The organism is Pseudomonas sp. DR 5-09 (genome assembly GCF_001655595.1).
GTDB classification, from domain to species: Bacteria; Pseudomonadota; Gammaproteobacteria; order Pseudomonadales; family Pseudomonadaceae; genus Aquipseudomonas; species Aquipseudomonas pharyngis.
On the sequence record NZ_CP011566.1, the window covers coordinates 4,023,534 to 4,038,954 of the forward strand.

Genomic DNA, 15,421 nt, shown 5'->3' on the forward strand with positions numbered 1-15,421 from the left:
TTCATGCACCGTCCATTGCATTTGGATCAGGGTATCGAATCAGTCGCGTACCGGGCCAGGGGCCAGGACTTCGCGGGAACCGTTGGTGTTCATCGACGTCACGACCCCGGCCATTTCCATGGCTTCGATCATGCGCGCGGCACGGTTGTAGCCGATCTTCAGCTTGCGCTGTACAGCGGAGATGGAGGCGCGACGGCTTTCCAGCACGAACTGCACGGCTTCGTCGTACAGCGCGTCGGCTTCCGGATCGTCGCCGTCACCACCGCCGCTGCTGCCTTCGAAACCACTGCCCGCCTCTTCGACACCATTGAGGATGTCGTCGTTGTATTCCGGTGCGCCGCGCAGTTTCCAGGCTTCCACCACCCGGTGAACTTCATCGTCGGACACGAAGGCGCCGTGAACCCGGATCGGCAGGCTGGTGCCCGGCGGCATGTAGAGCATGTCACCGTGGCCGAGCAGTTGTTCGGCGCCGCCCTGGTCGATGATGGTCCGGGAGTCGATCTTGCTCGATACCTGGAACGCCATCCGCGTCGGGATGTTGGCCTTGATCAGGCCGGTGATCACGTCCACCGATGGCCGCTGGGTCGCGAGAATCAGGTGGATACCGGCCGCACGCGCCTTCTGGGCGATACGGGCGATCAGTTCTTCTACCTTCTTGCCGACGATCATCATCATGTCGGCGAATTCGTCCACGACCACGACGATGGTCGGCAGTTTCTGCAGCAGCGGCGCTTCGTCGTGGATGCTTTCGCGTTTGTACAGCGGATCGCTCAGCGGCTCGCCGGCGTCCTGGGCTTCCTTGACCTTGGCGTTGAAGCCGGACAGGTTTCGTACACCCATCTTCGCCATCAGCTTGTAGCGACGCTCCATCTCGGCAACGCTCCAGCGCAGTGCGTTGGCGGCGTCTTTCATGTCGGTCACGACCGGACACAGCAGGTGCGGAATGCCTTCGTAGATCGACAGCTCGAGCATTTTCGGGTCGATCATGATCAGCTTGGCGTCGTCCGGGCCAGACTTGAACAGGATCGACAGGATCATCGCGTTCACGCCCACCGACTTACCGGAACCGGTGGTACCGGCCACCAGCAGGTGAGGCATCTTCGCAAGGTCGGTGATGACCGGTTTGCCGCCGATATCGTGGCCCAGGGCCAGGGTGACCGGCGATTTGAAGTTATCGTACTCAGGCGTCGACAGCACTTCGGAGAAGCGCACGATCTGCCGGTCTTCGTTGGGAATCTCGATACCGACCGTGGTTTTGCCCGGAATCACTTCCACCACTCGCACGCTGGTCACGGCCAGCGAACGTGCAAGGTCTTTCGCCAGGTTGGCGATACGGCTGACCTTCACGCCCGCAGCAGGCTGGATTTCGTAACGGGTAATAACCGGGCCGGGATGGATCGAATCCACGGTGACTTCGACGCCGAATTCCTTAAGCTTGATCTCCAGCAAGTGGCCGACCGCCGCCAGGGATTCAGGCGAATAATTGAGTTGTTTCTTTTCCGCAGGATCGAGAATCGAGATCGGCGGCAAGGTGCCTTCCACGGCGCTGTCGACGAACAACGGCACCTGCTTCTCTTTCTGCACGCGCTTGCTTGGCTCCGGCGCTTTGACCGGGGCCGGGGCGATGACCGGCGGCACCTGTTTCTCGCGCTCGGACATGTGTTTGCTGAGGGCCTGTTCGCGCTCGATCAGACGTTCCTTGACCTTGGCCTGCTCGCGTTTGTCGGTGACCGTCGGTGCAACCACGTCATGCACGCGATCGTCGACTTCACGCAGCTGCGCGACCAGTTGCTTGCGCTCGGTACGCGCCGACCACCAGCGGTTTAGCGCGCCCTGGAACAGTTCGAACAGGTCAAGCGTGATCTTGCCAGTGATGTCCATCACCTTGAACCACGACAGGTCGGTGAACACCGTCAGGCCGAACAGAAACAGCGCGATGAACAGCAACGTGCTGCCCTGAATATTCAGGGCGTTGCGGGCCAGGTCACCGAGGCTTTCACCCAGCGCTCCACCCGCGCCGGCCGGCAATCCGGTGGCTGCATGGAAATGAATGTGCGCCAGTGCAGCGCCGGACAACACCAGAAACACCAGACCGATCAGGCGCCAGGAGAACAGCCAGCCGCTCCACTGCCACGGCTCATGACGCTGACGGAAGATCTGATACGCCTTGATCGCCAGCAGCAACGGAAAGATGTACGCGAAGTACCCCAGCACCATGAACAGGATGTCGGCGCTGTAGGAGCCCGCCGGGCCACCGAAATTCTGCACGTCGTCGATCTTGCTGTTGTGGCTCCAGCCCGGATCGTCCTTGCCGTAAGTCAGCAAGGCCATCATCAGGAACAGGCACAAGGCGCCGATGGCGATCAATGCACCTTCCTTGAGCCGGTAGTGCAACTGTTGACGCCATAGCGGAACGACTGTTTTTGGTGCTTCCGTGGATTTCTTCAAAACGCTTCTTTTCCTGCGCCAGAGGCGCGTCCATCTATTGAATGACGAAAAAAACTGCCCAATCCAGGCAGGTAAAAAAATTGACGTGCGCAACGGAGACTACTTTTAACACTGCGCCCCGCCTTTTATAAACACGGCACGCGGCGAATATTCTGTAACAGCCCGGCATTGTACGGGTTTGCGCGTTCGATGCCATGCTTCCAGGTCTCTGGTTCAAGCATAGCCAAACGCACAACACCCGGCGTTCAATTTGAGCATGCATTGTCTTTTGTGACAAAGGCTTATGAGGTGTATTTGATGAACGTAGCGAAGCATCCGCGCCTCATCTCCCATGAACGCCACAGATTGACGTCGGCAAGCTTGCTCGCACCGGTGTTGCGCCCGATTACGACCGCATCCGGATGCTCAAGTTGCAGCTACGCAAAAGCCGTACTGCAACGGAGGACATTCGCGTCATTTCCCGGCACACTTTACCGCGGGCCCACTGCCCACCGCCCTCCCCTTCTGCAAGCCTGGACGCCATGCTGACTTGGTTACAACGCAACTCACTGACTTTCCCGCCACTGGAAAAGGCCATGCGCGATCCCAACGGATTGCTGGCAGCCGGCGGCGACCTGTCCGCCGATCGCCTGATCCAGGCCTATCGCCACGGCTGTTTTCCGTGGTTTTCCGAAGGTCAGCCGATTCTCTGGTGGTCGCCGGATCCGCGCACCGTGCTTTTTCCCGACGAACTGCACGTCTCGCGCAGCCTCGGCAAATTGATGCGCAAACAGCGTTATCAAGTGACCTTCGATCAGGATTTCGAAGCCGTGATCCGCGCCTGCGCCGCCCCCAGGGAATACGCCGACGGCACTTGGATCACCGAAGCAATGCAGAACGCCTATATCGAACTGCATCGGCGCGGTTTTGCTCACTCGGTGGAGGTACGGGATCAGGGCGAACTGGTCGGAGGCCTGTATGGCCTGGCGATGGGGCAACTGTTCTTTGGCGAGTCAATGTTCAGTCGTGCGGACAATGCTTCCAAGTACGGCTTTGCCACGCTGGTGCAACATCTTAAGGAAGCGGGTTTCGTGCTGATCGACTGCCAGATGCCGACCGATCACCTGCACAGCCTTGGCGCCCGGGCCATTTCACGGCAGACATTCGCCGACTATCTAGCCCGGCACCTCGATCAACCCAATCATGCGACCTGGGTTTGCTGAGCGACTTTTGCGCGCGTGGCTTACACTTAATTCACCAGCTTACCCTTGAGGGTTGATCATGACCGAGTTGGCGCGTTTGAAGTTTTATGCCACTCAGCCTCACTCTTGCAGTTATCTGCCCGAGGAACAGGCGACGACCCTGTTTCTCGATCCGAGCCAGCCCATGGATGTGCATGTCTACGCAGATCTGTCGGAAATGGGCTTTCGTCGCAGCGGCGATCATCTTTACCGCCCGCATTGCCAGAACTGCAATGCCTGCGTGCCTGCGCGCATTCCGGTGGCGCAGTTCAACCCCAATCGCCAGCAAAAACGCATTTTCAAACGCAACATCGACTTGCAGGTACGTCCGGTCAAGCCGGCGTTCAGCGAAGAATATTTCGATCTCTATCAGCGCTACATCGAACAGCGCCACGCCGACGGCGACATGTATCCGCCCAGCCGCGATCAATTCTCGACTTTTCTGGTACGCGACCTGCCCTTCTCACGCTTTTATGAGTTCCGGCTCGACGGACGGTTACTTGCAGTCGCCGTCACCGACCTGCTGCCCAACGGCCTGTCCGCGGTCTACACCTTTTACGAACCGCAGGAAGAACGCCGCAGCCTGGGGCGCTACGCCATCCTCTGGCAAATCGCCGAAGCCCAACGCCTGGGGCTTGAAGCGGTGTACCTGGGCTACTGGATCAAAAACTGCAAAAAGATGAACTACAAGACCCAATATCGGCCCATCGAACTGCTCATTAATCAGCGCTGGGTCATCCTGAACTGAATGCAGACCCTAAACCCCTTGGCGTAAACCCCATTTTTCGGGCACAATGCACGCCGCTTTTGCCTGGCGCAGTTGCACCGGGCCATTCATTGGATACCGAGGGCTTTACTGCATGTCGAAAGAAGACAGCTTCGAAATGGAAGGCACTGTCGTCGACACCCTGCCCAACACCATGTTTCGTGTGGAGTTGGAAAATGGGCACGTCGTAACCGCGCATATTTCCGGCAAGATGCGCAAGAACTACATTCGTATTCTTACCGGTGACAAAGTGCGCGTCGAGCTGACGCCCTATGACTTGAGCAAAGGGCGTATTACTTACCGCGCTCGCTAATCAAGTCAATACAAGACGCCCGGCTTAATGCCGGGCGTTTTTGTTTGTCTGGGTTTTGGGTTTGTGCTTGAGTTTTGGGTGTATATCCGTTGCTGCGGTAACGGCTTCTTATGGTTTCGCTCTTACAGCGAGTCCCTTTTTCAAACGCCAAAAAGGAACCAAAAGGCTTTTGCCCCGGCGTACGGCACTTCGCTTAGGCTCAGTGTTCCCTCGCTACGGTGTCCACCAGGGGGCATCGCCTACGGTTTGCTTCGCTGCACCTCCTCTCGATGTATGCGGCTTCGCCGCACTGCGCTACGCGCCTACCCCCTGATGGACACCTCCGCTCGGCCTGCCGAAGGGACTAAAGATCAAGAGCCAGATCAAGAGCCCCTCACCCTAGCCCTCTCCCGGAGGGAGAGGGGACCGACCGAGTTGATTGGGAGAGTTGTGCCGACGTGCAATACCGCGTTGAACTCAGGCTTTGAAAAGCACAAAAAACGGCTCCCTCTCCTCAGGGAGAGGGCTGGGGTGAGGGGTAAACCCACCACAAAAACCAAAGCCGAACACGCCCCGCTCCTCCCCACTCAAAAAAAACGATGAGCGTTAGCTCAAGTACCGCTTTTGATCGCAAGGCCCGTCGGCAGGCTGAGTGGAGGGATTGATCCGGGGGTGGGAGCGCAGCGACCGTGCGGCGCAGCCGCATGCATCGAGAGGAGGTGCAGCGAAGCAAACCGTAGGCGATGCCCCCGGATCAATCCCGGAGCGAAGGAACCCGAGCCACAGCGAGGGCCGTACGTCAGGGTAAAGCCTTTTGGGTTACCTTTTCGGCGTTTGGAAAAGGTGACTCGCCGTAAGGGCGAAACCGCCAGCGGCAGCTCCCGAAGCAACGGATATGCCCCCAAAATAAAAACCGCAGACAATAAAAAGGCGCCCGAAGGCGCCTTTTCACTTACCAGCCGTCAGGCCATTTCTGCAGTAGTCTCGAAGTCAAACGTCAACTCACCATCCTTGATGTCGATGTGAACCACACCGCCATGCTCGGCCAGCTCGCCAAACAGAATCTCCTCCGCCAGCGGACGCTTGATCTTGTCCTGGATCAGGCGCGCCATCGGACGAGCGCCCATGGCCGAATCGTAACCACCGGCCGCCAGCCAACTGCGCGCCGCATCGGTAACTTCCAGAAGCACCCGCTTGTCTTCCAGTTGCGCCTGAAGCTCGGTGAGGAACTTGTCCACCACGCTTTTGATGACCTCGTGACTGAGGCGACCAAATTGAATGATGGTATCCAGGCGGTTGCGGAATTCCGGCGTGAAGCTCTTCTTGATCACTTCCATCGCATCGGACGAGTGGTCCTGATGGGTGAAACCGATCGAAGCACGTGCCGCCGTTTCAGCACCGGCGTTGGTGGTCATGATGACGATCACGTTGCGGAAGTCCGCCTTGCGCCCGTTGTTGTCGGTCAGCGTACCGTGGTCCATCACCTGCAGCAGCAGATTGAAGACTTCCGGATGCGCCTTCTCGATTTCATCGAGCAGCAATACGCAATGCGGTTGCTTGGTGATCGCTTCGGTCAACAGACCGCCCTGGTCGAAACCGACGTAACCCGGAGGTGCACCGATCAGACGCGATACGGTGTGGCGCTCCATGTACTCGGACATGTCGAAGCGAACCAGTTCGATCCCCAGCGCCTTGGCCAATTGACGCGCGGCTTCGGTTTTACCGACACCGGTCGGCCCTGCGAACAGGAACGAACCAACAGGCTTGTCGGGCGACTTCAGACCGGCACGGGACAGCTTGATCGCAGTCGACAGCGAATCGATCGCCGCGTCCTGACCGAACACCGTCAGCTTCAGGTCACGCTCCAGATTACGCAGCAGTTCCTTGTCGGAGCTGGTGACATGCTTCGGCGGAATCCGCGCGATTTTCGCAACGATGTCCTCGACTTCAGAGACTTCGATGCGTTTCACGCGCTTCTCGACCGGTTGCAGACGCTGGTACGCGCCTGCCTCGTCGATCACATCGATGGCTTTGTCCGGCATGTGCCGGTCATTGATGTAGCGCGAAGCCAGTTCCGCAGCGGCGCGCAGCGACTCATCACTGTATTCGATGTTGTGGTGCTGTTCGAAGCGACCTTTCAGGCCACGCAGGATACCGATGGTGTCCTCCACCGACGGCTCGACCACATCGACCTTCTGGAAGCGACGTGCCAGGGCACGGTCTTTTTCGAAGATGCCACGGAATTCCTGGAACGTGGTCGAGCCGATGCAGCGAATGTCGCCAGACGACAGCAGCGGTTTGAGCAGGTTCGAGGCATCCATGACGCCACCTGACGCAGCACCCGCACCGATGATGGTGTGGATCTCGTCGATGAACAGGATCGCCTGCGGACGTTTTTTCAGTTCGTTGAGCAACGCCTTGAAGCGCTTCTCGAAATCACCGCGATACTTGGTGCCTGCGAGCAGAGCGCCCAGATCGAGGGAATAAACGACGCTGTTGGCCAGCAGGTCCGGCACCTGGTTGTCGACAATGCGCTTGGCCAGGCCCTCGGCGATCGCGGTTTTACCCACGCCCGCCTCACCGACCAGCAGCGGATTGTTCTTGCGACGACGCGCCAGAATCTGCGCGACACGCTCGACTTCCGTTTCACGCCCGACCAGCGGATCGATCCGGCCCTGGCGTGCAAGTTCGTTAAGATTGCTGGCATAAGCGTCCAGCGGATTGCCTGAAGAAGAAGACTCACCGCCCTCGTCGTCCTGCATATCTTGTTCACCTTCAGAGTGATCGCCATGCCCCGGCACTTTGGAAATGCCGTGGGCGATATAGTTGACGACATCAATGCGTGCAACGCTCTGCTGTTTCAGCAGGAACACCGCCTGACTCTCTTGCTCACTGAAGATTGCAACCAGCACGTTGGCGCCGGTTACTTCCCGCTTGCCCGAGCTCTGCACATGAAAGACAGCACGTTGCAGTACACGCTGGAAGCCCAGGGTTGGCTGGGTTTCGCGATCCTCGTCGTGAACGGGGATCAGTGGCGTGGTGGAGTCGATGAACTCCTGCAGGTCGTGCTTGAGTTTGTCGAGGTTTGCGCCGCAGGCACGCAATACGGTGGCGGCAGCCTCATTGTCCAATAGGGCCAGCAGCAGGTGTTCGACGGTCATGAACTCATGACGTTTCGAACGTGCCTCCTTGAAGGCAAGATTGAGGGTGACTTCGAGCTCGCGGTTTAACATAGCTTCACCTCATACCCAAGTGGTCGGCGATTAACCGTCCTTCTCGATTTCACAGAGTAGCGGATGCTGGCTTTCCCTGGCGTACTGGTTGACCTGCATGGCCTTTGTCTCGGCGATGTCGCGGGTAAACACTCCACATACTGCCCGCCCTTCTGTGTGGACGGCCAGCATGACCTTGGTCGCCAGCTCGCGATTCAGGTTAAAAAACACCTCGAGCACTTCGACGACGAAATCCATCGGTGTGTAGTCATCATTGAACAAAACCACCTTGTACATCGGCGGCGCCTGTAACGCAGGCTTTGCTTCCTGAACAGCAACGCCTGCCGAATCGTCGTCGTGCTCCTGTGGAAGATCCTTTTGGAGAAGCGGGCGATCCTGATTGAATGTTAGTCGAATCTGGCTGATTGCATGCATGGAAAGAAAGGTTCGTCAGTTGTGCAAATACAGTGGTGGGGGCGGCTTGACACGTTTTCAACTCCGACTGCCCGGTCACCTTGACTATCGGGAAAACGGTGTTACAACCAATAGAACCCACAGTGGGGAAAAAAGATCCGCGGAGTCAATCTTTTTAACGGATTCGACTGCGGATGAATTGGATGATACTCCAGCGATGGAGACTGTTGCAGAGGGATTTGAGCATGGCTGTCGGCAAGGTGAAATGGTTCAACAATGCCAAGGGGTTCGGTTTCATCAATACCAAATCCCACGAGGGGAGGGACGAGGATGGCAAGGAGATCGATTTCTTCGCCCACTATTCCGCCATCAAGATGGACGGATACAAAACCCTGAAGGCCGGACAGGAGGTTAAATTCGACATCGTGCAAGGGCCCAAAGGCCTGCACGCAACAAATATTCAGAATGTCGACGCCGCGAAAGATGCCGCCTCGGTCGCAGCCGCTGCTGCCGCTAAGCACCAATCCGTGACCAGCTGAAGCAACCCCGAACACCTGCCAGAAAACAAACCGCCCGGCTCGATCACTCGAGCCGGGCGGTTTCGTTGCAGCTGCCGTTCTTACATATGCTTGATCAGCGCTTCACCGAAGCCCGAAGAAGACACCAGCGTGGCACCTTCCATCAGACGCTCGAAGTCGTAGGTCACGGTCTTGGCCTTGATCGCGCCATTGGTGCCCTTGATGATCAGGTCGGCCGCCTCGGTCCAGCCCAGATGGCGCAGCATCATCTCCGCCGACAGGATCACCGAGCCCGGGTTGACCTGGTCTTTGCCGGCATATTTCGGCGCGGTACCGTGGGTCGCCTCGAACATGGCCACGGTGTCGGACAGGTTGGCACCCGGCGCGATACCGATACCGCCCACTTCCGCCGCCAGGGCATCGGACAGGTAGTCACCGTTGAGGTTAAGGGTGGCGATCACATCGTACTCGGCCGGACGCAGCAGGATCTGCTGGAGCATGGCATCGGCGATGGCGTCCTTGACGACGACTTCGCGGCCGGTTTTCGGGTTCTTGAATTTCATCCATGGGCCGCCGTCGAGCAGCTCGGCGCCGAATTCCTCCTTCGCCACCTCATAGCCCCAGTCCTTGAAGGCACCTTCGGTGAATTTCATGATGTTGCCCTTGTGCACGATGGTCAGCGACTTGCGGTCGTTGTCCACCACGTACTGCAGGGCCTTGCGCACCAGACGCTTGGTGCCTTCTTTCGAAACAGGCTTGATGCCGATACCGCAATCCTGGTCGAAACGGATCTTGGTGACGCCCATTTCTTCTTTCAGGAACTTGATGACCTTGGTGGCCTCAGGCGAGCCGGCCTTCCATTCGATACCGGCATAAATGTCTTCGGAGTTCTCGCGGAAGATCACCATATCGACGTCGCCAGGCTTTTTCACCGGGCTCGGCACGCCTTCGAACCACACCACAGGGCGCAGGCAGACATAGAGATCGAGCTGTTGGCGCAGAGCGACGTTGAGGGAGCGGATGCCGCCACCGACCGGAGTGGTCAGCGGGCCCTTGATGGAAACCACGTAATCTTTGACCGCGTCCAGGGTTTCCTGGGGCAGCCAGGTGTCCTGGTCATAGACTTGAGTCGCTTTTTCGCCAGCATAAACCTCCATCCAGGAAATCTTGCGCTTGCCCCCGTAGGCTTTCTCTACGGCAGCATCAACCACTTTGATCATCACAGGGCTGACGTCGACGCCAATGCCGTCACCTTCGATGAAGGGAATGATCGGGTTATCAGGGACATTGAGAGAATGGTCTGCGTTGACGGTGATTTTGTCGCCGACGGCTGGAACCTGAATCTTCTTGTAACCCATGCTGAACTCCATTGTTTGGATTGAACATCTGGCTTGGTTCGAGCGTAACCCAGTTAAATCAACACGCAAACCCTCTGTTCCGGGCGCGACCACATCTCGGTTCGTACAAGCCTGAAAGCAAAGGGAAAAGCGCCAATCTCAAGCATTCACGGCGACTCTACGCCCCACCCCGGCCTGCGACCTTTAGACCAATGGACGAGAATCGTTGCATATGAACCATCGGCAGATTGCCAGCTACCTATGTATAATGCCGCCCGCTGACCAAAGGGTCACGACGGCTGGCCTCTCTAGCACGAGACTTTCCGCCTGATTGGTCGGGTTGTTACCGCAGTCCGACTGCTTGACGCTCTACTGATGCACCCAACATCACCGCGAAGATTCTCGACATTCGGTTCATGGATGACTTTGAACGAACGCGCTTACCCGGCGCCCCTCGAGTTTCTGCGCACGCTTTAGCAAAGAAGAGAGAGTTAATCCGAATATGCCCACCCGCTCGAAGATCATCTATACCTTCACCGACGAAGCTCCAGCCCTCGCCACCTATTCCCTGCTGCCGATCATCGAGGCTTACACCGCCTCGGCCGATATCGCCGTGGAAACCCGCGATATCTCTCTTGCAGCACGTATTCTGGCCAGCTTCCCCGAGCAACTGGGCGACAAAGCCGTAGCCGACCACCTCGCCGAACTGGGCGACCTGGCCGTTACGCCTGAAGCCAACATCATCAAGCTGCCGAACATCAGCGCCTCGGTTCCGCAACTGCAAGCCGCGATCAAAGAACTGCAGGCCCAGGGCTACAACCTGCCGGACTACCCGGAAACCGTGACCAGCGACGCCGACAAAGACGCCAAGGCGCGCTACGACAAGGTCAAGGGCAGCGCCGTGAACCCGGTTCTGCGTGAAGGCAACTCCGACCGTCGCGCTCCGCTGTCGGTCAAGAACTACGCTCGCAAGCACCCGCACAAAATGGGCGCCTGGGCCAAGGACTCCAAGTCCCACGTCGCTCACATGAGCACCGGCGATTTCTACGGCAGCGAAAAAGCGGCCCTGATCGACGCCGCTGACACCGTGAAAATCGAGCTGGTCGCCCAAGACGGCACCACCACCGTCCTGAAAGAAAAAACCACCGTTCAGGCGGGCGAGATCCTCGACTGCTCCGTGATGAGCAAAAAGGCCCTGCGCGCGTTCATCGCCGCTGAAATCGACAGCGCCAAGCAACAAGGCGTGCTGCTGTCGGTTCACCTGAAAGCCACCATGATGAAGGTCTCCGACCCGATCATGTTCGGCCAGATCGTTGCCGAGTTCTACAAGGACGCCCTGACCAAGCACGCCGACGTGCTGGCCGAGATCGGCTTCAACCTGAACAACGGCATCGGCGACCTGTACGCCCGCATCAAATCCCTGCCGGCCGAACAGCAAGCCCAGATCGAAGCTGACGTGCAGGCGGTCTACGCCGTTCGTCCGTCGCTGGCGATGGTCAACTCCGACAAAGGCATCACCAACCTGCACGTGCCGAGCGACGTTATCGTCGACGCCTCGATGCCGGCCATGATCCGTGACTCCGGCAAGATGTGGGGCACCGACGGCCAGCTGCACGACACCAAGGCTGTGATCCCGGATCGCTGCTACGCCACCATCTACCAGGCGGTGATCGAAGATTGCAAAGCCAACGGCGCTTTCGATCCGACCACCATGGGCAGTGTGCCAAACGTTGGCCTGATGGCGAAAAAGGCTGAAGAATACGGCTCCCACGACAAGACCTTCCAGATCAAGGCCGACGGCGTGGTTCGCGTGACCGACAGCAAAGGCACCCTGCTGATGGAGCAAGCTGTTGAAGCCGGCGACATCTTCCGTATGTGCCAGACCAAAGACGCGCCGATCCAGGACTGGGTCAAACTGGCCGTCAACCGCGCTCGCGCAAGCAGCACCCCGGCCATTTTCTGGCTGGACCCGATGCGCGCCCACGACGGCGTGGTGATCGAGAAGGTTCAGGCTTACCTGAAGGATCACGACACCGCTGGTCTGGACATCCAGATCATGGCGCCGGTCGATGCCATGAAATACACCCTGCAGCGCACCCGCGAAGGCAAGGACACCATTTCGGTGACCGGCAACGTACTGCGCGACTACCTGACCGACCTGTTCCCGATCATGGAACTGGGCACCAGCGCCAAGATGCTGTCGATCGTGCCGCTGATGAACGGCGGTGGCCTGTTCGAAACCGGCGCCGGCGGTTCGGCTCCGAAGCACGTGCAGCAACTGGTCGAAGAGAACTTCCTGCGCTGGGATTCGCTGGGTGAATTCCTGGCCCTGGCCGCTTCTCTCGAGCACCTGGGTGTGAACTACAACAACCCGAAAGCGCTGGTTCTGTCCAAGACCCTGGACCAGGCCACTGGCCAGTTCCTCGACAACAACAAGTCGCCATCGCGCAAAGTCGGCAACATCGACAACCGCGGCAGCCACTTCTACCTGGCAATGTACTGGGCACAAGCCCTGGCCGCCCAGACCGAAGACGCTGCACTGCAAGCACAGTTCGCGACCCTGGCCAAGACCCTGACCGAGAACGAAGCGACCATCGTCGCCGAGCTCAACGCCGTTCAGGGCAAGCCAGTGGACATCGGTGGTTACTACCACGCCGATGCCGAGCTGATCAGCAAGGCCATGCGCCCAAGCGCAACCCTCAACGCGGCCATCGCTGCGCTGGTTTAAGGTTGTAAAGGGAACATCACAAACCCCGGCCATGCGCCGGGGTTTGTGTTTCCGGCCCATTTGTTAATCAACGCAGCTCCCACAGGGATAATGTTTCAAGTTTTGGAAAATTGAGGACGACTTATGGACTGGCTCCCCCACATCACCGTCGCCACCATCGTCGAGGACAACGGTCGTTTCCTGATGGTCGAGGAACACAAGGCCGGGCGTAACGTGCTCAATCAGCCGGCCGGCCATCTCGATCCGGACGAAACCCTGATCGAAGCCGCCGTGCGCGAAACCCTCGAAGAAACCGGCTGGGACGTCGAACCCACCAGCGTAATCGGCATTTATCTGTACACCGCACCGAGCAACGGCGTGACTTACCAGCGCGTGTGTTTCAGCGCCAAAGCCGTGAAACATCATCCGGAATATCAGCTGGACGACGGCATCGTCGGCGCCAAGTGGCTGACCCGCGACGAATTATTGGCCCAGCGCGATAACTGGCGCAGCGAGCTGATCATCCGCTGCATCGACGATTATCTGGCCGGCAATCGCTTCGGCCTCGAACTGATCCGCCCTTCCCTTTAGCCTTGAGGCCGTGAGCCTGATAGAATCGCGTCCTTTTTCAAGACACTCATTGAATCCCTATGCGTGATCCAGCCCCTTCTGACACATCCAAGAAGCGCGTCATTGTCGGCATGTCCGGCGGCGTGGACTCTTCCGTTTCCGCTCTCCTGCTGATCGAGCAGGGCTATGAAGTGGAAGGCCTGTTCATGAAGAACTGGGAAGAAGACGACGGAACGGAATACTGCACCGCCATGGACGACCTGGCGGATGCCCAGGCCGTGTGCGACAAGATCGGTATCAAGCTGCACACCGCCAACTTCGCCGCCGAGTACTGGGACAATGTGTTCGAGCACTTCCTGGCCGAATACAAGGCCGGCCGCACGCCGAACCCGGACATCCTGTGCAACCGCGAGATCAAGTTCAAGGCGTTCCTCGACTACGCCATGATGCTCGGCGCCGACCTGATCGCCACCGGTCACTACGTGCGCCGCCGCGACATCGACGGCCGCACGGAGCTGCTCAAGGGCCTGGATCCGAACAAGGATCAGAGCTACTTCCTGCACGCCGTCGGCGGCGAACAGATCGCCAAGACCCTGTTCCCGGTCGGCGAACTGGAAAAACCGGAAGTCCGTGCAATTGCCGAGAAATACGAGCTGGCAACCGCCAAGAAGAAGGATTCCACCGGGATCTGCTTCATCGGCGAGCGTCGCTTCAGCGATTTCCTCAAGCAATACCTGCCGGCGCAACCGGGCGAGATCAAGACCACCGAAGGCGAAGTCATCGGCCGTCACCACGGTTTGATGTACCACACCATCGGTCAACGCCAGGGCCTGGGCATCGGCGGCCTGAAAGACGCCGGCGACGAACCGTGGTATGTGCTGCGCAAGGATCTGGACACCAACGAGCTGATCGTCGGCCAGGGCAACAACCATCCGTGGCTGTTTTCCAGCGCCCTGCTCGCTTCGGAAATCTATTGGGTCAATCCGATCGATCTGAGCCAGCCATTGCGCCTGACCGCCAAGGTTCGTTATCGCCAGAGCGATCAGGCCTGCACCCTGGAAAAAACCGCGACCGGCTATCGCGCCGTGTTCGACGAGCCGCAACGCGCAGTCACGCCGGGCCAGTCGGTGGTGTTTTATGACGGTGAAATCTGCCTCGGTGGCGGCGTGATCGAAGTCGCCGAGCCGTGGAGCGGCCAGGCATGAGCCCGACTCAGGAGCAATTGACCGCTCTGGGCGGCGTGTTTCTCGCCGCCGTGCTGGTTGACCGGATCGCCAAGACTGGCCAGACCAACGAGGCCGGCCTGAGCTGCATGCTCGGCAGCCTGCTGGTTCGCGACCCGAAAGACACGCTGGATGTTTACGGCGGCGACGATATCAACCTGCGCGAGGGTTACCGCGCACTGATCGGCGCCCTCGAGCGCGACCCGAGCACCTTGCAGCGCGAACCGTTGCGCTACGCCCTGTCAATGCTCGGCCTTGAGCGGCAACTGGCCAAGCGCAACGACATGCTCGACGTGATTGGCAAGCGTTTGCCGCAGATCCAGTCACAGGTCGAGCATTTCGGCCCAGCCCACGAAAACGTGATCGCGGCCTGCGGTGCGCTGTATCAGGACACCCTGAGCACCCTGCGCCAGCGCATTCAGGTGCACGGCGACATGCGCAACCTGCAGCAGCCGAGCAATGCCTCGAAGATCCGCGCCCTGCTGCTCGCCGGCATTCGTTCGGCGCGGCTGTGGCGCCAGCTCGGCGGTCACCGCTGGCAGCTGGTCGTGAGCCGGCGCAAATTGCTCAAAGAGCTGTATCCGTTGATGCGCAGCGAGTAAATCGCCGCGCAATAAAAGCTTTGTAGCCTGTAACGCGTAATACGCCGGTCAGTTGGCGACGGACCGGCGGATTTTTTCATGTATGATACGCGCCCCATTTCGTTGCCCGACT

Annotated in this window: 12 protein-coding genes; 8 read left to right on the top strand and 4 right to left on the bottom strand. The window is 58.8% G+C overall.

Annotated elements, in window-relative coordinates:
* Nucleotides 1-39: 39 nt before the first annotated feature.
* Entirely contained in the window at nucleotides 40-2,448 is a 2,409-nt protein-coding gene (locus tag PDR5_RS18050) for a DNA translocase FtsK (protein WP_011334945.1), read from the bottom strand.
* 521 nt (nucleotides 2,449-2,969) lie between these two features.
* On the opposite strand from PDR5_RS18050, the gene aat reads away from it, so the two are divergent.
* From aat to infA, 3 genes are all read left to right on the top strand, one after another.
* Nucleotides 2,970-3,650, top strand: coding sequence for a leucyl/phenylalanyl-tRNA--protein transferase (gene aat, locus PDR5_RS18055; RefSeq protein WP_064597725.1), 681 nt, complete (start codon nucleotides 2,970-2,972; stop codon nucleotides 3,648-3,650).
* Between the two features lie 58 nt (nucleotides 3,651-3,708).
* A complete protein-coding gene (locus tag PDR5_RS18060; protein WP_007958178.1) occupies nucleotides 3,709-4,416 on the top strand; it encodes an arginyltransferase in 708 nt (235 codons plus the stop codon).
* Between the two features lie 112 nt (nucleotides 4,417-4,528).
* Entirely contained in the window at nucleotides 4,529-4,747 is a 219-nt protein-coding gene (infA, locus tag PDR5_RS18065) for a translation initiation factor IF-1 (RefSeq protein WP_002553999.1), read from the top strand.
* A 941-nt stretch (nucleotides 4,748-5,688) separates the two neighbouring features.
* Here the strand turns inward: infA and clpA are convergent.
* On the bottom strand, nucleotides 5,689-7,959 hold the full coding sequence (clpA, locus tag PDR5_RS18070; RefSeq protein ID WP_064597727.1) for an ATP-dependent Clp protease ATP-binding subunit ClpA: 2,271 nt from the start codon (nucleotides 7,957-7,959) through the stop codon (nucleotides 5,689-5,691).
* A gap of 30 nt (nucleotides 7,960-7,989) precedes the next feature.
* Complete coding sequence (clpS, locus tag PDR5_RS18075) at nucleotides 7,990-8,373, bottom strand: ATP-dependent Clp protease adapter ClpS (RefSeq protein ID WP_011334948.1); 384 nt, start codon at nucleotides 8,371-8,373, stop codon at nucleotides 7,990-7,992.
* A gap of 224 nt (nucleotides 8,374-8,597) precedes the next feature.
* Here clpS and PDR5_RS18080 point away from each other — a divergent pair, with 224 nt between their 5' ends.
* Nucleotides 8,598-8,891, top strand: a complete 294-nt coding sequence (locus tag PDR5_RS18080) for a cold shock domain-containing protein (protein WP_064600893.1) — start codon at nucleotides 8,598-8,600, stop codon at nucleotides 8,889-8,891.
* Nucleotides 8,892-8,971: 80 nt separating this feature from the next.
* On the opposite strand, the gene icd is transcribed toward PDR5_RS18080, so the two are convergent.
* Nucleotides 8,972-10,228, bottom strand: coding sequence for an NADP-dependent isocitrate dehydrogenase (gene icd, locus PDR5_RS18085; protein ID WP_007951441.1), 1,257 nt, complete (start codon nucleotides 10,226-10,228; stop codon nucleotides 8,972-8,974).
* A gap of 481 nt (nucleotides 10,229-10,709) precedes the next feature.
* Between icd and PDR5_RS18090 the strand changes: the two genes are divergently transcribed.
* The 4 genes from PDR5_RS18090 (at nucleotide 10,710) to hflD (ending at nucleotide 15,309) form a co-directional block, all read left to right on the top strand.
* Nucleotides 10,710-12,935 (top strand): NADP-dependent isocitrate dehydrogenase, encoded by a 2,226-nt coding sequence (locus tag PDR5_RS18090; protein ID WP_064597729.1) that lies wholly within the window; start codon nucleotides 10,710-10,712, stop codon nucleotides 12,933-12,935.
* A gap of 123 nt (nucleotides 12,936-13,058) precedes the next feature.
* Complete coding sequence (locus PDR5_RS18095) at nucleotides 13,059-13,505, top strand: NUDIX hydrolase (RefSeq protein ID WP_064597731.1); 447 nt, start codon at nucleotides 13,059-13,061, stop codon at nucleotides 13,503-13,505.
* Between the two features lie 59 nt (nucleotides 13,506-13,564).
* Entirely contained in the window at nucleotides 13,565-14,689 is a 1,125-nt protein-coding gene (gene mnmA / locus PDR5_RS18100; protein ID WP_007951446.1) for a tRNA 2-thiouridine(34) synthase MnmA, read from the top strand.
* On the top strand, nucleotides 14,686-15,309 hold the full coding sequence (gene hflD, locus PDR5_RS18105; RefSeq protein WP_039767411.1) for a high frequency lysogenization protein HflD: 624 nt from the start codon (nucleotides 14,686-14,688) through the stop codon (nucleotides 15,307-15,309). Before mnmA ends, hflD begins: the two co-directional genes overlap by 4 nt.
* Nucleotides 15,310-15,421 lie beyond the last annotated feature (112 nt).